Source organism: Streptomyces sennicomposti (assembly GCF_019890635.1).
In the GTDB taxonomy this organism is placed as follows: Bacteria; Actinomycetota; Actinomycetes; order Streptomycetales; family Streptomycetaceae; genus Streptomyces; species Streptomyces sennicomposti.
In genome coordinates this window covers 54,480-73,358 of sequence record NZ_JAIOAB010000029.1, presented here as the reverse complement: position 1 = coordinate 73,358, position 18,879 = coordinate 54,480, and the positions used below count along the sequence as shown (strand labels likewise).

Genomic DNA, 18,879 nt, shown 5'->3' with positions numbered 1-18,879 from the left:
GCTCAACTAACGCTCCTGCTGGTGAGTGGGGCTCGGGTGACTGCCCGTCTGGCCGTTGCCGGCCTGACGACCCTGTGCGATGCCCCGACGGAGATTGGTCAGTCGGCCGCGTACGTCGTCGGGCGCACGCGAGACCTGCGGACCGCTCTGGTGCTGTTGCTGCTGAGCCGTGCCCGGGACGAGATTCGCCTTGGGCACCCGGCGCGGCAGGCCGGAGGTGGTGACGCCGCCCGCAGCCGGCTGCCGTACGCGCTCTGCCTGCCGGACGAGTTCGTCGTTCGGCGAGCTGCGCCAGGCGGAGGCGGCGGGACGCTCGGGGGCCGCGGGAGCCTGCGGCTGCTGCGGGGCGGGAGCCGGCGTCGCCGCCTGCTGCCGCTCACCGCGGAACCAGTTGGTCTCCAGCGTGTCGAACAGCGGCGTGCGTCCGTCGCCCGGACCGGCCGGCGGCAGCGCCTCCGGCTCCCGGGCCACGGGCCGCTGCGCTTGCGCGGGCGGCCGCGGGGCGCCGAAGTCGGCGGGACCCCCGGTGGCCTGCGGCCGCTCGAACTGGCCGGTGGACGAGGGGTCCTGTCGGCCCGGCAGCTGGGGCCGGCCGAAGTTCCCGTCGTGCTGGGCCGGCTGCTGGAACTGGCCGGTGGCGCCGTTGTCGTACGCCTGTGGGGTGGCGTACTGGCCGGTGGCGCCGTTGTCGTGCCCGGGCTGCTGGAACTGGCCCGTGGAGCTGTTGTCGTACCCGGGCTGCCGGAACTGGCCGGTGGAGCCGTCGTCGTAGCCCTGCACGGCCGGGAACTGGCCGGTCGAGCCGTCGTTGTAGCCCTGCACGGCCGGGAACTGGCCCGTGGAGCCGTCGTCGTACCCGGGCTGCTGGAACTGCCCGGTCGAGCCGTTGTCGTAGCCCTGCGGCGCGGCGAACTGGCCCGTGTCCGACGGGCCGCCGTGCTGCTGGCCGCCCTGCGCGCCGCCGCCGAATATGTCCGGGCGGACGAACGAGCCGGTGTTCTGCTGCGCGCCCGCGGCCGGGTCCTGGAACCGGCCCGCGTCCCGGCCGCTGCCCTGCGGGGCGTCGAAGTCGGGGCGCGGGAAGGCCGAGGTGTCCGCCGGGCCGCCCTGGCCCTGCCGGTCGGGCGCCGGCAGCGCCGGCATCTCCGCCGTGCCGCCCGGGCCCGAGTGGTCCTCGTAGCGCGGCGCGTTCTGCGCCCGCTCCGCCTCGTCGTGCCCGCGCGGGGCGTCGGGCCGGGCGGGGCCGGCCGCGTTCTCGTCGCCCCAGCTCGGCGTGCGCGGCTGCGGGTTGCCGCCGGGCAGCTCGGCGCGCGGACCGCCGCGCGGCGGCAGCTGCGGGGTACGGCCCTGCTCGCCGCCGTTGCCCCGCTGCGGGGGCACGCCGCCGCGGGCGCCGTTGCCGAAGGCGTCCTGCCGGCCGCCCTCGCCGAAGCCCTGCCGGGGGTTCGCGTTGTTCGCGCGGCGGCCGTCGCCGAAGCCCTGCGGCGCGGCGGGACCCGCGGCCTGCAGGCCCTGCGGCGCGCCCGGCGCCCGGCCGCCGAAGCCGGCGCCCGCACCCGCGGGGCTCTGGCCGGGACCGTTCTGACCGTTGTTCGGGCCCGGGCCGTTCTGGCCCGGCCGGCCCTGCTGCGGCTGACCGGGGCCGCCCTGCGGACCACGGGCGCCGCCCGGGCCGCCGGGCCGTCCGCCCGTGCCGGGCAGCGCGGCCCGCGGGCCCTGACCGGCCCCGACCTGGCCGCGCTGGGCGGCGCCGGGGCCGAGGCGGCCCGCGCCGCCCGCACCGAGCGCGCCGCCGGCGGCCTGGCCGCTCTGGCGCCGGGCCGCGGCCGCGCCCGCGGCGGCAGCGGCCGCCGCCGGACCGCCCGCGGAGGCGCCGGGCTTGCCGGGGGCCGGCTTCTTGCCGCCCTGGGCGACGTCCACCGGCAGCATGACGAGGGCCGTCGTGCCGCCCGAGTCGGAGGGGCGCAGCTGGATGCGGATGCCGTGTCGCTGGGACAGGCGGCCGACCACGAACAGACCCATGCGGCGGGAGACGGAGACGTCCACGGTGGGCGGCGAGGCGAGCCGCTCGTTGATCGCGGCCAGGTCCTCGGGGGAGAGGCCGATGCCGGTGTCGTGGATCTCGATCAGCACCCGGCCGTCGGGCAGCGCGTGACCGGTGACCTTGACCTTGGTCTGCGGCGAGGAGAACGAGGTCGCGTTCTCCAGCAGCTCGGCGAGCAGGTGCACGAGGTCGTTGACGACGCGGCCGGCGACCTCGGTGGTCGGCACGGAGGCCAGCTCGATGCGCTCGTACTGCTCCACCTCGGAGGCGGCGGCGCGCAGGACGTCGACCAGCGGGACCGGGCGGGTCCACCGGCGGCCGGGCTCCTCGCCCGCGAGGACGAGGAGGTTCTCGCCGTTACGGCGCATACGGGTGGCGAGGTGGTCGAGCTTGAACAGCGACGACAGCTGGTCCGGGTCGGCCTCGCGGGACTCCAGCTCGGAGATCAGCGACAGCTGTCGCTGGATCAGACCCTGGGAGCGGCGCGAGAGGTTGGTGAACATCGCGTTGACGTTGCCCCGCAGCAGCGCCTGCTCGGCGGCGAGGCGGACCGCCTCGCGGTGCACCTCGTCGAAGGCCGCGGCCACCTGGCCGATCTCGTCGCGCGAGTGCACACCGACCGACTCCACGGTGGTGTCCACGTCCTGCGGGTCGGACTCCGAGAGCTGCTTGACCAGCTCGGGCAGCCGGTCCTGGGCGACCCGGGTGGCGGTGTCCTGCAGCCGGCGCAGCGAACGGATCATGGACCGCGCCACGACGAACGCGCCGACCAGCGACACGCCGAGCACCAGCAGGATCAGCACACCGGAGATGATGGCGTCCTGCTCGGTGGAGCTGCGCAGCTCGCGCGCCTTCTGCTCCATGTTCTCAAGCAGCGTGTGCTCGATCTTCCGCATCTGCTCGATCTTGGTCGAGCTGTCGTCCACCCAGTCGCGGTAGGAGCGCTTGTTGAGCGAGGCCAGACCGTCGGCGCTGTCCAGCGCGCGCTTGGCGTACTGGTCGGCCGACTGGATGGTCGGGTTGCCCTCCTCGACCGGCTTGAGGAGTTCCTCGGCCCCGCTGCCGTAGATGTTGCGGAAGCTGTTGATCTCGGAGGTCTGGCTGTCCAGCGCCGACTGCGCGTACAGGCGGTCGTTGTCGGAGAGGTCGGCCTTGGAGGTGTTGTTCGCCGGCAGGGCCGCCGCGATGACGGCGCGCTGGACGGAGGCGTACTCCTTGGCGGAGGAGAACGCGGCCAGCGCGCGGGTGCGCTGGATCATCTCCGGGTTGCTGGTCGCCTCGGCCATGTCCTGGGAGAGGCCGAGCAGCTCGGTGATGAGGTGGTGGTACGCCTCGACCGTCTGGGCGGAGTTCCGCTCCGAGGTGTAGGCGCTCTTGCGGATCTTGGCGAGGCCGTTCAGCTCGCTGGCGAGGCCGACGAGGGTGTCGCGGACACCCTGGAGGTTGCCGTCCTTGCTGGCGCTGTCGATCTCCTCGGAGGCGGTGAGGAAGTTGTCCTTGGCGCGGTCCGTCTTGTCCCGGAAGCCCTTGACGGTGATCGCGCTCGCGCTGGACGGGTGGGCCAGCGGACCGGCGGACTGGTCGCGCTCCTCCTGGAGCGCGGCGGCCAGTTCGGTGGCCTGCTTGGTCATGTCCGTCAGCAGCTTCATGTTGTCGAGCTGCTGGATGTCGTCCAGGTTCTGGTTGATGCGTAGACCGCCGAGCGTGGTGGCCGCGACCACGGGGAGCGCGAGCAGCGACACCAGGCGGGTGGAGATGCGCCAGTTGCGCAGGGCCATGCGCGAGCCGGGGCCGGTGGAGGCCGCCCCCTTGGCGGGCTTCACCGACGGAGCGGGGCCCGACGGGGGAGTCGGGCCGGCCGTACCGCCGCGTTCCTTGCTGTCGCCGGACGCGGCCGGGCCCTGGTTCTGGGCGTGCTGGGGCGAGGAGCTGACGGCCATGGGGCCAGTCCCGCCGTGCGGCTCCGGCTCCGCCGAAGCGCTGCCATCCCTCTTGAAACGTCCCTGCACTAGCGTCGCAACCTCTGGACCAGGCGCCCTCCCGCGCGAGCGGAAGGACGGTGTCGGCGTCGTGGGGAACGCCCTGAAAACGTTCCCCGGGTGGTCGTGAGTGACCGGCGCTGCTCCCCCTGTCTCGCCGCCACTCGGCGCTGCGTTGCGCCCCCTGCGCGCCGGCTCGATCCTGCGGCGGTCCGTGGCATTCCAGCACAGTGCAGGATCTCCAACAAGGCATGTGGGCCATGCTGTGACCTCTGTGACACCACGTGAGTGGCGGGTTACCGGTGGTGGAAAGTGATCTCCCGCATTACGGACATATGCCTACGACCTGGTGAGCGGCCGCAGGTGTCCCAGTCGCCATGATCGGGAGCGGAATGATTACTTCAGGGAGCGAATGTCCGATTCGGTGGGGTGGGGGCCGCCTGGCAATTGTCCGGATTGTCGATAGCTCCGTGAGCAAACTCACATGGAGATCACGGTCTCTTCACGTCTTGGGCCGGGAATTGCATGTTTAGCCTGACGCTTTACATAAGGCGTAACTCTGCCAACCTCGCGCGCGGGGGCCCGTCCGACCGCTCCCGGCGCCCGTAGACGACAAGGTCTTGAGACAACCGTGAAGACGACGATGATGTTCCGCACCATAGCCAACCCCCGGCGCACGACGCTGGCGCACCTCGAGGACGCCGAAGCGCTGCAGACCCCGGAACTGCCGGAGCACTCCGTCACCCTCCCCGCCCAGACCGCCAATCCCCGGCGCACCGTCCTGATGGAGGCCCCGGTCGCCGCCTCCGTCGCGGAGTAGTACGCGCCCGGACGGCGAACCGCTCAACCGGCCCGCCGCGCACCGCGAGAGGGGCGCCCCCGGCCCCGGGGGCGCCCCTCTCGCGCGTCCGGCCCCGGCGCCTCCCGGCCCCGTGACCCGCTGCCCGGGCCACGTAATGCGCGGGATGCGGGGCCCGTGCCGCGCTAGCCTGGAGCGTCAGACTCCAGCCAGCTCAGTCAAGGGGCCAAGCAACCCGTGCGCATCGCCAGGTTCTCCATCGACGGGAACGTCGCCTTCGGCGCGGTCGAGGGCGACCAGCCGGACCAGCTCGTCCTCGACATCATCAAGGGCATCCCGTTCGCGGACTTCGAGCTCTCCGGCACCAAGGTGCCGCTGAGCAAGGTACGGCTGCTGCCGCCGGTGCTCCCCAACAAGGTCGTCGCCTTCGGCCGCAACTACGCCGAGCACGCCCGCGAACTCGGCAACGAGGTCCCCGACGCGCCGTTCGCCTTCTTCAAGCCGTCCACCTCGGTGATCGGCCCCGGCGACCCCATCCAGTACCCCTCCTTCTCGGAGGAACTGCACCACGAGGCCGAGCTGGCCGTCGTCATCGGCCGCATGTGCCGCGAGGTCCCGCGCGACCGCGTCAAGGACGTGATCTTCGGCTACACCTGCGCCAACGACGTCACCGCCCGCGACGTCCAGCGCCGCGAGAAGCAGTGGGCCCGGGCCAAGGGCTTCGACAGCTCCTGCCCGCTCGGCCCCTGGGTGGAGACCGGCATCGACCTCGCCGCCGCGGGCGACCTGACCATCCAGCTCACCGTCAACGGCGAGCAGCGGCAGCTGGGCCGCACCAGCGAGATGATCCACCCCATCGAGGATCTGATCGTCAACATCTCCGAGGCCATGACGCTGCTTCCCGGCGACGTGATCCTCACGGGCACCCCGGCAGGGGTCGGCCCCCTGAACGTCGGCGACGACGTCGCCGTCACCATCGAAGGCATCGGCACTCTCACCAACAAGGTTGTCAAGCGTGGCTAGCGCACCATCCCCCAAGTCCTCGACGGCGCTCGGACAGGGGGCACCCCCGCGTGTCCGTTTCTGTCCCTCGCCCACCGGTAACCCCCACGTGGGGCTGGTCCGCACCGCCCTGTTCAACTGGGCGTTCGCCCGCCACCACCAGGGCACCCTCGTTTTCCGCATCGAGGACACCGACGCGGCCCGCGACTCCGAGGAGTCCTACAACCAGCTGCTCGACGCGATGCGCTGGCTGGGCTTCGACTGGGACGAGGGCCCCGAGGTCGGCGGCCCGCACGCCCCCTACCGCCAGTCGCAGCGCATGGACGTCTACCGGGACGTCGCGCGGAAGCTGCTGGACGCCGGCCACGCCTACCACTGCTACTGCTCGCAGGAGGAGCTGGACGCCCGCCGCGAGGCCGCCCGCGCCGCCGGCAAGCCCTCCGGCTACGACGGCCACTGCCGCGAGCTGAGCGAGGCGCAGGTCGCGGAGTACCAGGCGCAGGGCCGCACCCCCATCGTCCGCTTCCGGATGCCCGACGAGACGATCACCTTCACGGACCTGGTCCGCGGCGAGATCACCTACCTCCCGGAGAACGTCCCGGACTACGGCATCGTCCGCGCCAACGGCGCCCCCCTCTACACGCTCGTCAACCCGGTCGACGACGCGCTGATGGAGATCACCCACATCCTGCGCGGCGAGGACCTGCTCTCCTCCACCCCGCGCCAGATCGCCCTGTACAAGGCGCTGATCGAGCTGGGCGTCGCCAAGGAGATCCCCGCCTTCGGCCACCTGCCGTACGTGATGGGCGAGGGCAACAAGAAGCTCTCCAAGCGCGATCCGCAGTCCTCGCTCAACCTCTACCGCGAGCGCGGCTTCCTGCCCGAGGGCCTGCTCAACTACCTCTCCCTGCTCGGCTGGTCGCTCTCGGCCGACCAGGACATCTTCTCGATCGAGGAGATGGTCGCGGCCTTCGACATCACGGACGTCAACCCCAACCCGGCGCGCTTCGACCTCAAGAAGTGCGAGGCGATCAACGCCGACCACATCCGCATGCTCGATGTGAAGGACTTCACCGAGCGCTGCGCGCCCTGGCTGAGGGCCCCCTTCGCGCCGTGGGCGCCGGAGGACTTCGACGAGGCCAAGTGGCAGGCGATCGCGCCGCACGCGCAGACCCGTCTGAAGGTCCTCTCCGAGATCACCGACAACGTCGACTTCCTGTTCCTGCCCGAGCCCGTCTTCGACGAGGCCAGCTGGACGAAGGCGATGAAGGAGGGCTCGGACGCCCTGCTGCGCACCGCCCGCGAGAAGCTCTCGGCCGCGGACTGGACGTCGGCCGAGTCGCTGAAGGAGGCCGTCCTGGCCGCCGGCGAGGCGCACGGCCTCAAGCTCGGCAAGGCGCAGGCCCCGGTCCGCGTCGCCGTCACCGGCCGCACGGTCGGCCTGCCCCTCTTCGAGTCCCTGCAGGTCCTGGGCGAGGAGAAGACGCTGGCCCGCATCGACGCGGCGCTGGCCAGGCTCGCGGCCTGACGCCACCGCGCCCGCGCGCTCACCAGGGGCGGCTCCCGGTCACCGGGGGCCGCCCCCGCGCGTTGTCCGGGCGATCTCGCCGTCCGGGCGGACCGCCCGCCGGCGCCGGGTGCCGCGGTACGGTCGAAGACATGACCAGCCAGCCCGCGCTGCCGGAGATCCGAGCCGTTCTGTGGGACGTGGACGACACCCTCTTCGACTACACCACGGCCGACCGGGCCGGGATGCGCGCGCATCTGCTGGCCGAGCGCCTGCTGGAGCGGTACGGCGACGCGGAGGAGGCCCTCGCGCACTGGCGGCGGATCACCGACGAGCAGTGGGCGCGGTTCGCGGCGGGCGAGGCGACCTTCGAGGAGCAGCGCCGGGACCGGGTGCGGGTCTTCCTCGGCCGGCCGGAGCTGACCGACGCCGAGGCCGAGGAATGGTTCGGGCGTTATCTGCGCCACTACGAGGCCGCCTGGGCGCTCTTCCCGGACGTGCTGCCCGTCCTGGACGCCCTCGCCGCCAGCCACCGGCACGCCGTGCTGTCCAACTCCAATCTCCGGGTCCAGGAGCACAAGCTGACCGTCCTCGGGGTGCGCGACCGCTTCGAGGTGCTGCTGTGCGCCGCGGAGCTGGGCGTGTCCAAGCCGGCCGCCGCGGCGTTCCACGCGGCCTGCGAGGCGCTGGAACTCCCGCCGCACCAGGTGGCGTACGTGGGGGACCACCCGGAGATCGACGGCCGGGGCGCCCACGAGGCGGGACTGCTCTCGATCTGGATCGACCGTGACGGCGTGCACACCCTCGGTGACGCCGAGGGCGGTCCGCGCCGGATCTCCCCCCTCGCCGAACTCCCGGCGACGCTCGGCACGGATAGTCGTTTTGGAGCCCCGTCCACCTTCAGGTAATGTTCTTCCTGCGCCGCGGGGAACGGGCCGGAAGGCCGGAAACCCGGAGCGCAGTACTAGAACAAGAACCCCTCAGGGGCTTGCGTTCCAGTGGCCTATGGTGTAATTGGCAGCACGACTGATTCTGGTTCAGTTAGTCTTGGTTCGAGTCCAGGTAGGCCAGCTCGCAGATGCTTCAATCTGCAACCGCGGATCACATCCGCAAGCCCCCGTTGTGTAGCGGCCTAGCACGCTGCCCTCTCAAGGCAGTAGCGCCGGTTCGAATCCGGTCGGGGGTACAGATCCTTCCCGCGGGAACAATCCGGGTCGCACCCGTTGTTTCCGATGCAGGATCGCTAGGGCCCCCGTTGTGTAGCGGCCTAGCACGCCGCCCTCTCAAGGCGGTAGCGCCGGTTCGAATCCGGTCGGGGGTACGACTGGTCTAAACCATCATTGGTCTATGGTGTAATTGGCAGCACGACTGATTCTGGTTCAGTTAGTCTTGGTTCGAGTCCAGGTAGACCAGCTTGGACCTGCGGCGATGCGGTTTTAAGCGCTTGCAGTGTCCACGCCCCCGTTGTGTAGCGGCCTAGCACGCCGCCCTCTCAAGGCGGTAGCGCCGGTTCGAATCCGGTCGGGGGTACAGAGGAAGGCCCTTCGCTTCGGCGGAGGGCCTTCGGCGTTCCCGGCGTCGGCCGCGCACGGCCGGCGCATCCCGGGACGGCTGGTCGAAGCCGTACCGCCCGACCGACTCCTCCTCCCGCGCCGTCCGGTACGCCAACTCGGCGTACGGCACGAGCAGTTCGGTCCCGCAGCCGCAGCCCAGCCGAATCGTGCGGCCCAGGGAAAGTCGTCGTCCGCGTGCTCCGGCACCACCTCGCGGACCGGCTCGCCCACCGCTCCGGGGCGGCGGCCCGGACCCGGCCTGAGCGCGGTGCGGCACCCCGCGGTGACGCGCCGCTGAACGAGAGAGGCGGTCCCCGAGTCCGAGGGGACGGGACTCGGGGGCCGCCTCGGGCGGCTCGATACGGGTGCGGGTGTCGTCGTGCGGTCCGTCGGCTGCGGCGCCGCGGCGTTGAGGCCGCCGCCCGACAGGGCCTGGGGGGAGGAGCGGGGAGCGGGTCAGGCGGAGCGGCGCAGCGCCTCGGAGAGGCGGGCGGCGGCGTCGATGACCGCCTGGGCGTGCATCCGGCCGGGGTGGCGGGTCAGGCGCTCGATCGGTCCGGAGACCGAGACGGCGGCCACCACGCGGTTGGAGGGGCCGCGCACGGGCGCGGAGACCGAGGCGACGCCCGGCTCGCGCTCGCCGATCGACTGCGCCCACCCGCGCCGCCGTACGCCCGACAGGGCCGTCGCCGTGAAGCGGGCCCCCTGCAGGCCCCGGTGCAGGCGCTCGGGCTCCTCCCAGGCCATCAGGACCTGGGCGGAGGAGCCGGCCTTCATGGTGAGCGTGGAGCCGACCGGGACCGTGTCCCGCAGACCGGACAGGCGCTCGGCGGCGGCGACGCAGATGCGCATGTCGCCCTGGCGGCGATAGAGCTGCGCGCTCTCGCCGGTGACGTCCCTGAGATGCGTGAGCACCGGGCCCGCGGTGGCGAGGAGACGGTCCTCGCCGGCCGCCGCGGCCAGTTCCGCGAGCCGGGGGCCGAGAATGAAACGGCCCTGCATGTCGCGTGCCACCATGCGGTGGTGTTCCAGGGCCACGGCCAGCCGGTGGGCCGTGGGTCGTGCCAGTCCGGTGGCCGCGACCAGACCCGCGAGGGTGGCCGGACCGGACTCCAGGGCGCTCAGGACAAGGGCTGCCTTGTCCAGGACGCCGACGCCGCTACTGTTGTCCATGCAACGATACTCGCGTCTCACTCTGTGAAACGCAAGTTCAATTTTCCGTGGAACACGCCACCCTGGTAATCAGCGGCCCGTGGACCGGCGGGTCCGGCGGCGGCTGCCCGTAGGGGGGCGCGGTGCCGCCTCCTCAAGATCTCTAGTTGGGCCGGCGCACTGGTGCGTCCGGCCGGAGGGAAAGCGATGGGTAGGACACTCGCGGAGAAGGTCTGGGACGACCACGTCGTCCGGCGCGCCGAGGGCGAGCCCGACCTCCTCTTCATCGATCTGCACCTGCTGCACGAGGTGACCAGCCCCCAGGCCTTCGACGGCCTCCGCAAGAGCGGGCGCGGTGTGCGCCGGCTCGACCTGACCATCGCCACCGAGGACCACAACACCCCCACCCTCGACATCGACAAGCCCATCGCGGACCCGGTCTCCCGCGCTCAGCTGGAGACGCTGCGCAAGAACTGCGCGGACTTCGGCGTACGGCTGCACCCGCTGGGCGACGTCGAGCAGGGCGTCGTGCACGTGGTCGGCCCCCAGCTCGGCCTGACCCAGCCCGGCACCACCGTCGTCTGCGGCGACTCGCACACCTCCACGCACGGCGCCTTCGGCGCGCTGGCGTTCGGCATCGGCACCTCCCAGGTGGAGCACGTGCTGGCCACCCAGACGCTGCCGATGGCCCGCCCCAAGACCATGGCGATCACCGTCGAGGGCGAACTGCCCGAGGGCGTCACCGCCAAGGACCTCATCCTGGCGATCATCGCCCGGATCGGCACCGGCGGCGGCCAGGGCTACGTCCTGGAGTACCGCGGCTCCGCCATCGAGAAGCTCTCGATGGAGGCCCGCATGACCATCTGCAACATGTCGATCGAGGCCGGCGCCCGCGCGGGCATGATCGCCCCGGACGAGACCACCTTCGCCTATCTCCAGGGCCGCCCGCACGCCCCCGAGGGCGAGGACTGGGACGCCGCCGTCGCGTACTGGAAGACGCTGCGGACGGACGACGACGCCGTCTTCGACGCCGAGGTCGTCATCGACGCCGCCGAGCTGTCCCCGTTCGTCACCTGGGGCACCAACCCCGGCCAGGGCGCGCCGCTTTCGGCCGCCGTCCCCGACCCGGCCTCGTACGAAGACGCTTCGGAGCGCCTGGCCGCCGAAAAGGCCCTGGAGTACATGGGGTTGGACGCCGGGCAGCCGCTGCGCTCCATCAAGGTGGACACCGTCTTCGTAGGCTCGTGCACCAACGGCCGCATCGAGGACCTGCGCGCCGCCGCCGACATCGTGCGGGGCCGCAAAGTCGCCGACGGCGTACGGATGCTGGTCGTCCCCGGCTCCGCGCGGGTCGGTCTGCAGGCCGTCTCCGAGGGCCTGGACGTGGTCTTCAAGGAGGCCGGCGCCGAATGGCGGCACGCGGGCTGCTCCATGTGCCTGGGCATGAACCCCGACCAGCTGGCCCCCGGCGAGCGCTCCGCCTCCACCTCCAACCGCAACTTCGAGGGCCGGCAGGGCAAGGGCGGCCGCACCCACCTGGTGTCCCCGCAGGTCGCCGCCGCCACCGCGGTCCTCGGCCACCTGGCCTCCCCGGCCGACCTGACCGACGCCGCCGCCCCCACGCCCGCTGGAGTCTGAGAGATCATGGAAGCCTTCACCACCCACACCGGCCGGGCCGTACCGCTGCGCCGCAGCAACGTCGACACCGACCAGATCATCCCCGCCCACTGGCTCAAGAAGGTCACCCGCGACGGGTTCGAGGACGGGCTGTTCGAGGCCTGGCGCAAGGACCCCGAGTTCGTGCTCAACCGCCCCGAGCGGCAGGGCGCCACGGTCCTGGTGGCCGGCCCCGACTTCGGCACCGGCTCCTCCCGCGAGCACGCGGTCTGGGCGCTGCAGAACTACGGCTTCAAGACCGTGATCTCCGCCCGCTTCGCCGACATCTTCCGCGGCAACTCGCTGAAGAACGGCCTGCTCACGGTGGTCCTGGACCAGAAGGTCGTGGACGCGCTGTGGGGGCTGGTGGAGAGCGACCCGAGCGCCGAGATCACCGTCGACCTGGTCGCGCGCGAGGTCCGCGCCGAGGGCATCACCGCCGCCTTCGAGCTGGACGAGAACTCCCGCTGGCGGCTGCTGAACGGCCTGGACGACATCTCCATCACCCTCCAGAACGAGGAGGACATCGCCGCGTACGAGGCGAAGCGCCCGTCGTTCAAGCCGCGCACGCTCCAGGTGTGAGCCGGCGGCGGAGCACGTGTGATCCACGGGTGATCCGGGTGTGATCCACGGATGGTCCGCCGCCCCGGCCGGGCGGCCGTCCGGACGCCGTCCGCTCACGCCGGCCGCCCGGACCGGTTCACTGCTCCGGCTCTGTGACAAGTAGAGTTTCGGCCACCGCGAAACGCCGCCGTACCCCCGATCGCCACGATCGGGGGTACAGCTGTTTCCGGGGCCGGACCGCCCGGCGGCTCGGCTCGCCGTGGGTCAACTGCCCAGGTTAGAGCGGTGGTTGCCGGGGTACACGAGCCGCCGGGGCCCGGTCGGCGGCGTCGCCCGGACGGCCGGCCGAGGCGGCAGTTGCCCCCTGCGCAGGCGACAACTCGCCCCAGATGGCACAATCTGTGCATGGACGACGACGGCCAACTCCAGCTCTACGCGGCGGTCGCGGCCCAGTTGAAGGAAGCGCACTCACGGGTGCGCGCACTGCAAGTCCCGGAGGGCGTACGGATGGCGCTGACCCGGAAGCTGCTGGTCATTACGGCTGCGGCCAAGCACGATCTCGCCGGGGCGACCAGGCGTCTGGAGCGGTTCACGGCGGACCTCGACGAGGGGCGAATCCCCGGCGAGGAAGCCTGAACAGCCCGAGGCCGTCGAGTCTGTTGCGGCACAAGGGTGATTAGCCCGTTTCGTGTTTGATTTGCGGTATATATCTGCCTAACGTGCGAAAAAGCTTGAACATCTTCGTTCTGGCGAGGTCTCCGAAGGGGAAGACGTGAACAAGGCGCAGCTCGTAGAAGCGATTGCCGACAAGATGGGCGGCCGGCAGCAGGCCGCCGACGCCGTCGACGCCGTACTGGACGCCATCGTCCGAGCGGTCGTCGGGGGAGACCGGGTCTCGGTCACCGGCTTCGGGTCCTTCGAGAAGGTCGACCGCCCGGCCCGCTACGCCCGCAACCCGCAGACGGGTGAGCGGGTGCGGGTCAAGAAGACCTCCGTTCCCCGCTTCCGGGCCGGCCAGGGCTTCAAGGACCTGGTGAGCGGCTCGAAGAAGCTCCCGAAGAACGACATCGCGGTGAAGAAGGCGCCCAAGGGCAGCCTGTCCGGCCCGCCGGCCACCATCGCCAAGGCCGTCGGCAAGAAGGCCGCCGCGAAGAAGACCACCGCCGCCGCGAAGAAGGCGACCGCGAAGAAGACGACGGCGGCCGCTGCGAAGAAGACCACCGCCAAGAAGACGACGGCGGCGGCCAAGAAGGCCACCCCGGCGGCCAAGAAGACGACGGCGACGAGCGCCGCGAAGAAGACCGCCGCCAAGAAGGCCCCCGCGAAGAAGGCGACGGCCAAGAAGGCCCCGGCCAAGAAGTCGACCGCCCGCAAGACCACCGCCAAGAAGACCACCGCCCGCGGCAAGTGAGGCGCACCGCGGTGCTCAAGCGCCGGGCCGGACTCCCCAGGGAGCCCGGCCCGCGGTGCGTCCGGCCTGTTCGGGAGGGTCGTTCGACCGGCTCGCGCGGTTCGGGCGGGGCCCGGGCCCGAGCGGCCGCTCAGAAGGTCTGGAGCGTCACCAGTGTGATCCGGGGGCCGGCGTCCCCGCCGTCCGCCGCCGTCTCGATGCGCACCCGCTGACCCGGCCGCAGCAGCCGCAGCCCGCCCGCGTCGAACGCCGCGGCGTCGAAGGGCACCGGCGTGCCGTCGTCCAGCAGCACCTGCCCGCTACGGCTTTCGGGGTCGTACGTGTATGCGGTCGCCTGCATGGCGCCACCCTACTGCCCCTGCCGGTCGCCCGCCCCGCACCGAAGCGGCCCGCAGGACGCCCGGCGTCCCCCTGCAGACCCCCGCGCCCTCTCGCCGCCGCGCGCCTCACTGTTCCGGGATCAGCAGACGGGCCGCGGCCGCCGCCGTGCGGGGGCCGACGCCCAGGGCGAGGGCCGTGCGCAGGTCGGCGCCGGTGTCCACGTCCTGGCGGACCGAGTCCACCGCGTCGAGGTCCAGTTCGCGCGCGCCCGAGGCGCGATGCCGGGCGCGGGACGGCCCGCCGAACGCCGGGCGCAATTCATGGGCCGGCCCCGCCGCCAGCAAAGTCGTGCCGACCCCCGCCGCGTCCGCGAGAAAAGCGCGCGGGAATTCGGCCGCCGCCGCCAGAACACGCGCCAATTCCAGGGGCCGCAGCGCCGGCAGATCGGCGTTGAGAGCGGCCACCGCACTTCCCGGCCGCCCCGCCCGGACGGCCGTCGCACCGTGCGCGAGCGCGGCGTTCAGCCCGGCGCCCGGCGTGTCCGGGACGATCCGCGCGCCCAGCGCCGCCAGCTCCCGCCCGGCCACCGCGTCGTCCGTGACGACCGCCACACCCGCGACCGCCGCCGAGGCCAGCGCCGCCGCCACGGTGTCCTGTGCGAAGGCGAGGGCCAGACCGGGGCGGACCCCGTCCCCGGCGGTGTCCGCCAGTCTGCTCTTGGCCCGCGCCAGCGGCTTCAGGGGGATCACCAAGGTCCACTGCACGAGCGTTCGTCCCTCTCTTCGTCCCGGACATTCTCCCCGGCCCGTCGGCATCGCCAGGGCCGGGGCGTACGGTGTTCTCGACAGACCGGCGGCCTGGGGCGACACTTGTGCGGCTCCCGGCCCCGGGGGCAGACCTAGAGGAAGGTGTCCGCGTGCCCCGCCGCAGAATCGGCTTCTGGTACCGCTTCGCAGCGGTGATCTGCAAACCGCCGCTGGTGGTTCTGATCAAGCGGGACTGGCGCGGAATGGAGAACATTCCGGCCGATGGCGGATTCATCACCGTGGTGAATCACAATTCGCACATCGACCCCTTCGCCTATGCCCACTTTCAGTACAACACCGGGCGCGTCCCGCGATTCCTCGCGAAGAGCGGGCTTTTCAAGAAGGGCCTGGTGGGCGCCGCCATGCGCGGCACCGGCCAGATCCCCGTCTACCGCGAGAGCACGGACGCGCTGAGCGCCTTCCGCGCCGCCATCGACGCCGTCCAGCGCGGCGAGTGCGTCGCCTTCTACCCCGAGGGCACCCTCACCCGCGACCCGGACGGCTGGCCGATGACCGGCAAGACGGGCGCCGCCCGCGTCGCCCTGCAGACCAAGTGCCCGGTCGTCCCGGTCGCCCAGTGGGGCGCCAACGAACTCCTGCCCCCCTACGCCAAGAAGCCCAACCTGCTGCCGCGCAAGACGCACCACGTGCTGGCCGGGCCGCCGGTGGACCTGTCGCGCTTCTACGACAAGGAGATGACCCCGGAGCTGCTCAAGGAGGCGACCGAGGTCATCATGGCGGCCATCACCGGCCTGCTGGAGCAGATCCGCGGCGAGAAGGCGCCCGCCGTGCCCTACGACCCGCGCCGCGAGCGGATCGAACAGCGCCGCCGTACCCAGGCGCAGGCGCAGCTGCGGTCCCAGGGCCGCACCGCCGCCGTCGACCCCAAGGAGCCGGCGGCGCGCGAGGCCGTACGGGAAGAGGGGCAGGGCACGTGAGCGCACCCGTCAAGGCGGCCGTCTTCGGCGCCGGATCGTGGGGCACCGCCTTCGCCGTGGTCCTCGCCGACGCCGGCTGCGACGTCACCCTGTGGGCCCGCCGCGCGGAGGTGGCCGAGGCGGTCAACTCCACCCGGACCAACCCGGACTACCTGCCCGGCGTCGAACTCCCGCGCACCGTGCGGGCCACCGCGGACGCCGCCGAGGCCGCCCGCGACGCGGACTTCACCGTCCTCGCCATCCCCTCGCAGACCATGCGCGACAACCTCGCCGAGTGGCTGCCGCTGCTCGCCCCGGACACCGTCCTCGTCTCCCTGATGAAGGGCGTCGAACTCGGTTCGGCCATGCGCATGAGCGAAGTGATCGAGGACGTCGCCAAGGTGGGCGCCGACCGCGTCGCCGTGGTCACCGGACCCAACCTCGCCCGCGAGATCGCCGCGCGCATGCCGGCCGCCGCCGTGGTGGCCTGCGCCGACGAGGCGGTCGCCCGGCGGCTCCAGGCCGCCTGCCACACGCCGTACTTCCGGCCGTACACCAACACCGACGTCGTCGGCTGCGAACTCGGCGGCGCCGTGAAGAACGTGATCGGCCTGGCCGTCGGCATCGCGGACGGCATGGGACTCGGCGACAACGCCAAGGGCTCGCTCATCACCCGCGGCCTCGCCGAGACCACCCGCCTCGGCATGGCGCTCGGCGCCGACCCGCTCACCTTCTCCGGACTGGCCGGCCTCGGCGACCTGGTGGCGACCTGCTCCTCGCCGCTGTCGCGCAACCACACCTTCGGCGCCAACCTCGGCAGGGGCATGACCCTCCAGGAGACCATCGCCGTCACCAGGCAGACCGCCGAGGGCGTCAAGTCCTGCGAGTCGGTGCTCGACCTGGCCCGCCGGCACGGCGTCGACATGCCGATCACCGAGACGGTCGTCGCCATCGTGCACGAGGGCAAGTCGCCGATGGTCGCCGTCAAGGAGCTGATGTCGCGCAGCGCGAAGCCCGAGCGACGCTGAGCGACCCCGCCCCGCCAACGCTGTCTCGGGGCACGGCCACCGGGTACTCTCATCGCGATATGAGCACCGAGAACCTCCCCCAGAGCCCCGAGCAGCCGCCCCGCAAGCCGCGCGTGGCCGTCGTGTGCGGCGGACGCAGCTCCGAACACGGGATCTCCGTGGTCACCGCGGGTGCGGTGCTGCGCGCCATCGACCGGTCCAAGTACGAGGTCCTGCCGATCGGCATCACCACGGACGGCCGTTGGGCCCTGACCGCGGACGACCCGGAGCGGATGGCGATCACCGACCGCCGCACCCCGAGCGTGGACGAGCTGGCCGAGTCCACCGAGGGCGGCGTGGTGCTCCCGGTCGACCCGCACAACCGCGAAGTCGTCTACAGCGAACCCGGTTCGGTGCCCAAGGCGCTCGGCGAGGTCGACGTGGTCTTCCCGGTGCTGCACGGCCCCTACGGCGAGGACGGCACCCTCCAGGGCTTGCTGGAGCTGTCCGGCGTGCCCTACGTCGGCTCGGGCGTGCTCGCCTCGGCCGTCGGCCAGGACAAGGAGTACATGAAGCGGGTGTTCACCTCCTTCGGGCTGCGGGTCGGCCCGTACGTGGTGATCCGGCCGCGCGAGTGGGACCGGGACCCGGCCGCCGCCCGCAAGAAGGTCGTCGACTTCGCCGGCGAGCACGGCTGGCCGCTGTTCGTGAAGCCCGCCCGCGCGGGCTCGTCCATCGGCATCACCAAGGTGGACGGCCTCGCCGGTCTGGACGAGGCGATCGAGGAGGCCCGCCGGCACGACCCGAAGGTGCTGGTGGAGGCCGCGGTGCGCGGCCGCGAGATCGAGTGCGGCGTCCTGGAGTTCGAGGACGGCCCGCGCGCCTCCGTGCCGGCCGAGATCCCGCCGCCGCAGGAGCACGCGTACTACGACTTCGAGGCGAAGTACATCGACTCCACGCCCGGCGTCGTGCCCGCCCCGCTCACCGAGGAGCAGACCGCCGAGGTGCGGCGGCTCGCGGTGGAGGCGTTCGAGGCGGCCTCCTGCGAGGGCCTGGTCCGCGCGGACTTCTTCCTCGCCGAGGACGGCGGGTTCGTCATCAACGAGATCAACACCATGCCCGGCTTCACGCCGATCTCGATGTACCCAAAGATGTGGGAGGCCACCGGCGTCTCCTACGAGGAACTGGTGGACCGCCTCATCCAGGCGGCGCTGCGCCGCCCGACCGGCCTGCGCTGAGCGGGGACACCCCCGCTTCGCGCCAGCCGGCGCTGCGCGTCAGCCGGCACTTCGCGCCGGTCGGCACTTCGCGTCAGTCGGCGATCCCTTCGGGGATCGCCTTCTTGATCGCCGGGGCCAGCCCCACCAGGACCGTGGAGCTGTCCCGGCCCTCGGGCACCACGACCTCGACGTACGCCCTGCGGTTGGCGGTGGTGAAGCGGTACCCGCCGTCGCCCTGCCGTTCCATCAGCCAGTCCACGCCGTTCACCCCGCCGGCCACCGCGTCCGGGTCCTTGCCCTCGGCGACCTTCGGGTCGATCATCTTCGGCGGCCGGGGGACACCGCAGCGCAGTATGATCACCGGGCTTCCCCAGCCCGCGGTCAGCGCCGAGGCGGGCCGGGGGTCCTTGCGGCTCAGTCCGGCCAGCTTCCCCGGCAGCGCCCCGTCCAGATCCCGGCACAGCTTCACGGCCGCCGCGTCCGGGCTGGGAACCGCCGCGGCGGCGCTGTCGTCGCTGGAGGAACAGCCCGCGGCGGCGATCAGCACGGCGAGGGCGGGCAGGCCGTAGAGCCGGTGACGAGAGGAACTCACCGGCCCAAGGGTAGACGGGGGCTACAGATGCACGACCGGGCAGGTCAGGGTGCGGGTGATGCCGTCCACCTGCTGGACCTTCGCCACCACCATGCGGCCCAGGTCGTCGACGGTGTCGGCCTGCGCGCGCACGATGACGTCGTACGGTCCTGTCACGTCCTCGGCCTGGATCACTCCAGGGAGTCTGCTGATCGTCTCGGCGACGGTCGACGCTTTGCCGACCTCCGTCTGGATCAGGATGTACGCCTGTACCACGGAACCTCCAGGGCGGCCACGAGGATCATGTGGGGAAAAGGAACGCCACGGTATCGCGTCGCCGCACATCGCGGGGAGACCCGCGCGGAACGTG

17 protein-coding genes and 5 tRNA genes are annotated in these 18,879 nt (G+C 72.1%); 16 read left to right on the top strand and 6 right to left on the bottom strand.

The window, feature by feature from the left end:
* Positions 1-6 precede the first annotated feature (6 nt).
* Positions 7-4,053: a sensor histidine kinase gene (locus K7787_RS17890; RefSeq protein ID WP_223002135.1), complete on the bottom strand. Its 4,047-nt coding sequence runs from the start codon at positions 4,051-4,053 to the stop codon at positions 7-9.
* Positions 4,054-4,654: 601 nt separating this feature from the next.
* On the opposite strand from K7787_RS17890, the gene K7787_RS17885 reads away from it, so the two are divergent.
* The 9 genes from K7787_RS17885 (at position 4,655) to K7787_RS17845 (ending at position 8,861) form a co-directional block, all read left to right on the top strand.
* Positions 4,655-4,843 carry a hypothetical protein gene (locus K7787_RS17885; RefSeq protein ID WP_019983194.1) on the top strand — a complete coding sequence of 63 codons (189 nt, stop codon included), beginning with the start codon at positions 4,655-4,657 and terminating at the stop codon, positions 4,841-4,843.
* Between the two features lie 216 nt (positions 4,844-5,059).
* Positions 5,060-5,845, top strand: a complete 786-nt coding sequence (locus K7787_RS17880) for a fumarylacetoacetate hydrolase family protein (RefSeq protein ID WP_009190819.1) — start codon at positions 5,060-5,062, stop codon at positions 5,843-5,845.
* Positions 5,838-7,352, top strand: a complete 1,515-nt coding sequence (gltX, locus tag K7787_RS17875; RefSeq protein WP_223002133.1) for a glutamate--tRNA ligase — start codon at positions 5,838-5,840, stop codon at positions 7,350-7,352. The genes K7787_RS17880 and gltX overlap by 8 nt, the downstream gene beginning before the upstream one ends.
* 131 nt (positions 7,353-7,483) lie before the next feature.
* Positions 7,484-8,239: an HAD family hydrolase gene (locus tag K7787_RS17870; protein WP_223002131.1), complete on the top strand. Its 756-nt coding sequence runs from the start codon at positions 7,484-7,486 to the stop codon at positions 8,237-8,239.
* Positions 8,240-8,330: 91 nt separating this feature from the next.
* Positions 8,331-8,402, top strand: a tRNA-Gln gene (locus K7787_RS17865).
* A gap of 42 nt (positions 8,403-8,444) precedes the next feature.
* A tRNA-Glu gene (locus K7787_RS17860) sits at positions 8,445-8,517 on the top strand.
* 62 nt (positions 8,518-8,579) lie between these two features.
* Positions 8,580-8,652: transfer RNA gene (locus tag K7787_RS17855), tRNA-Glu, on the top strand.
* Between the two features lie 20 nt (positions 8,653-8,672).
* Positions 8,673-8,744, top strand: a tRNA-Gln gene (locus K7787_RS17850).
* A gap of 44 nt (positions 8,745-8,788) precedes the next feature.
* A tRNA-Glu gene (locus K7787_RS17845) sits at positions 8,789-8,861 on the top strand.
* 479 nt (positions 8,862-9,340) lie between these two features.
* Here the strand turns inward: K7787_RS17845 and ndgR are convergent.
* The gene (gene ndgR, locus K7787_RS17840) at positions 9,341-10,057 is read right to left on the bottom strand and encodes an IclR family transcriptional regulator NdgR (protein WP_009190822.1); all 717 of its coding nucleotides are present in this window, start codon (positions 10,055-10,057) and stop codon (positions 9,341-9,343) included.
* 186 nt (positions 10,058-10,243) lie between these two features.
* Between ndgR and leuC the strand changes: the two genes are divergently transcribed.
* The 4 genes from leuC to K7787_RS17820 all read left to right on the top strand — a co-directional run bounded on the left by leuC (position 10,244) and on the right by K7787_RS17820 (position 13,667).
* A complete protein-coding gene (leuC, locus tag K7787_RS17835; RefSeq protein ID WP_009190823.1) occupies positions 10,244-11,674 on the top strand; it encodes a 3-isopropylmalate dehydratase large subunit in 1,431 nt (476 codons plus the stop codon).
* 6 nt (positions 11,675-11,680) lie between these two features.
* Complete coding sequence (gene leuD, locus K7787_RS17830; protein ID WP_223002129.1) at positions 11,681-12,274, top strand: 3-isopropylmalate dehydratase small subunit; 594 nt, start codon at positions 11,681-11,683, stop codon at positions 12,272-12,274.
* A 387-nt stretch (positions 12,275-12,661) separates the two neighbouring features.
* Positions 12,662-12,892, top strand: a complete 231-nt coding sequence (locus K7787_RS17825; RefSeq protein WP_009190825.1) for an SCO5555 family protein — start codon at positions 12,662-12,664, stop codon at positions 12,890-12,892.
* A gap of 136 nt (positions 12,893-13,028) precedes the next feature.
* Positions 13,029-13,667, top strand: a complete 639-nt coding sequence (locus K7787_RS17820; protein ID WP_009190826.1) for an HU family DNA-binding protein — start codon at positions 13,029-13,031, stop codon at positions 13,665-13,667.
* Positions 13,668-13,797: 130 nt separating this feature from the next.
* Here K7787_RS17820 and K7787_RS17815 read toward each other — a convergent pair whose 3' ends face one another.
* Both K7787_RS17815 and cofC read right to left on the bottom strand, forming a co-directional pair.
* Complete coding sequence (locus tag K7787_RS17815) at positions 13,798-14,007, bottom strand: hypothetical protein (RefSeq protein ID WP_009190827.1); 210 nt, start codon at positions 14,005-14,007, stop codon at positions 13,798-13,800.
* Between the two features lie 106 nt (positions 14,008-14,113).
* A complete protein-coding gene (gene cofC, locus K7787_RS17810) occupies positions 14,114-14,752 on the bottom strand; it encodes a 2-phospho-L-lactate guanylyltransferase (protein ID WP_223002127.1) in 639 nt (212 codons plus the stop codon).
* Between the two features lie 152 nt (positions 14,753-14,904).
* Here cofC and K7787_RS17805 point away from each other — a divergent pair, with 152 nt between their 5' ends.
* Genes K7787_RS17805 through K7787_RS17795 form a run of 3 tightly spaced genes read left to right on the top strand, consistent with a single transcriptional unit; the run spans position 14,905 to position 17,956 of the window.
* A complete protein-coding gene (locus K7787_RS17805) occupies positions 14,905-15,732 on the top strand; it encodes a lysophospholipid acyltransferase family protein (protein ID WP_223002125.1) in 828 nt (275 codons plus the stop codon).
* Positions 15,729-16,739: an NAD(P)H-dependent glycerol-3-phosphate dehydrogenase gene (locus tag K7787_RS17800; protein WP_223002123.1), complete on the top strand. Its 1,011-nt coding sequence runs from the start codon at positions 15,729-15,731 to the stop codon at positions 16,737-16,739. Before K7787_RS17805 ends, K7787_RS17800 begins: the two co-directional genes overlap by 4 nt.
* 59 nt (positions 16,740-16,798) lie before the next feature.
* A complete protein-coding gene (locus K7787_RS17795; RefSeq protein ID WP_009190831.1) occupies positions 16,799-17,956 on the top strand; it encodes a D-alanine--D-alanine ligase family protein in 1,158 nt (385 codons plus the stop codon).
* Between the two features lie 73 nt (positions 17,957-18,029).
* Here K7787_RS17795 and K7787_RS17790 read toward each other — a convergent pair whose 3' ends face one another.
* Positions 18,030-18,530, bottom strand: coding sequence for a DUF3515 domain-containing protein (locus K7787_RS17790; RefSeq protein ID WP_009190832.1), 501 nt, complete (start codon positions 18,528-18,530; stop codon positions 18,030-18,032).
* Positions 18,531-18,551: 21 nt separating this feature from the next.
* The gene (locus tag K7787_RS17785; RefSeq protein ID WP_009190833.1) at positions 18,552-18,785 is read right to left on the bottom strand and encodes an Lrp/AsnC family transcriptional regulator; all 234 of its coding nucleotides are present in this window, start codon (positions 18,783-18,785) and stop codon (positions 18,552-18,554) included.
* Positions 18,786-18,879 lie beyond the last annotated feature (94 nt).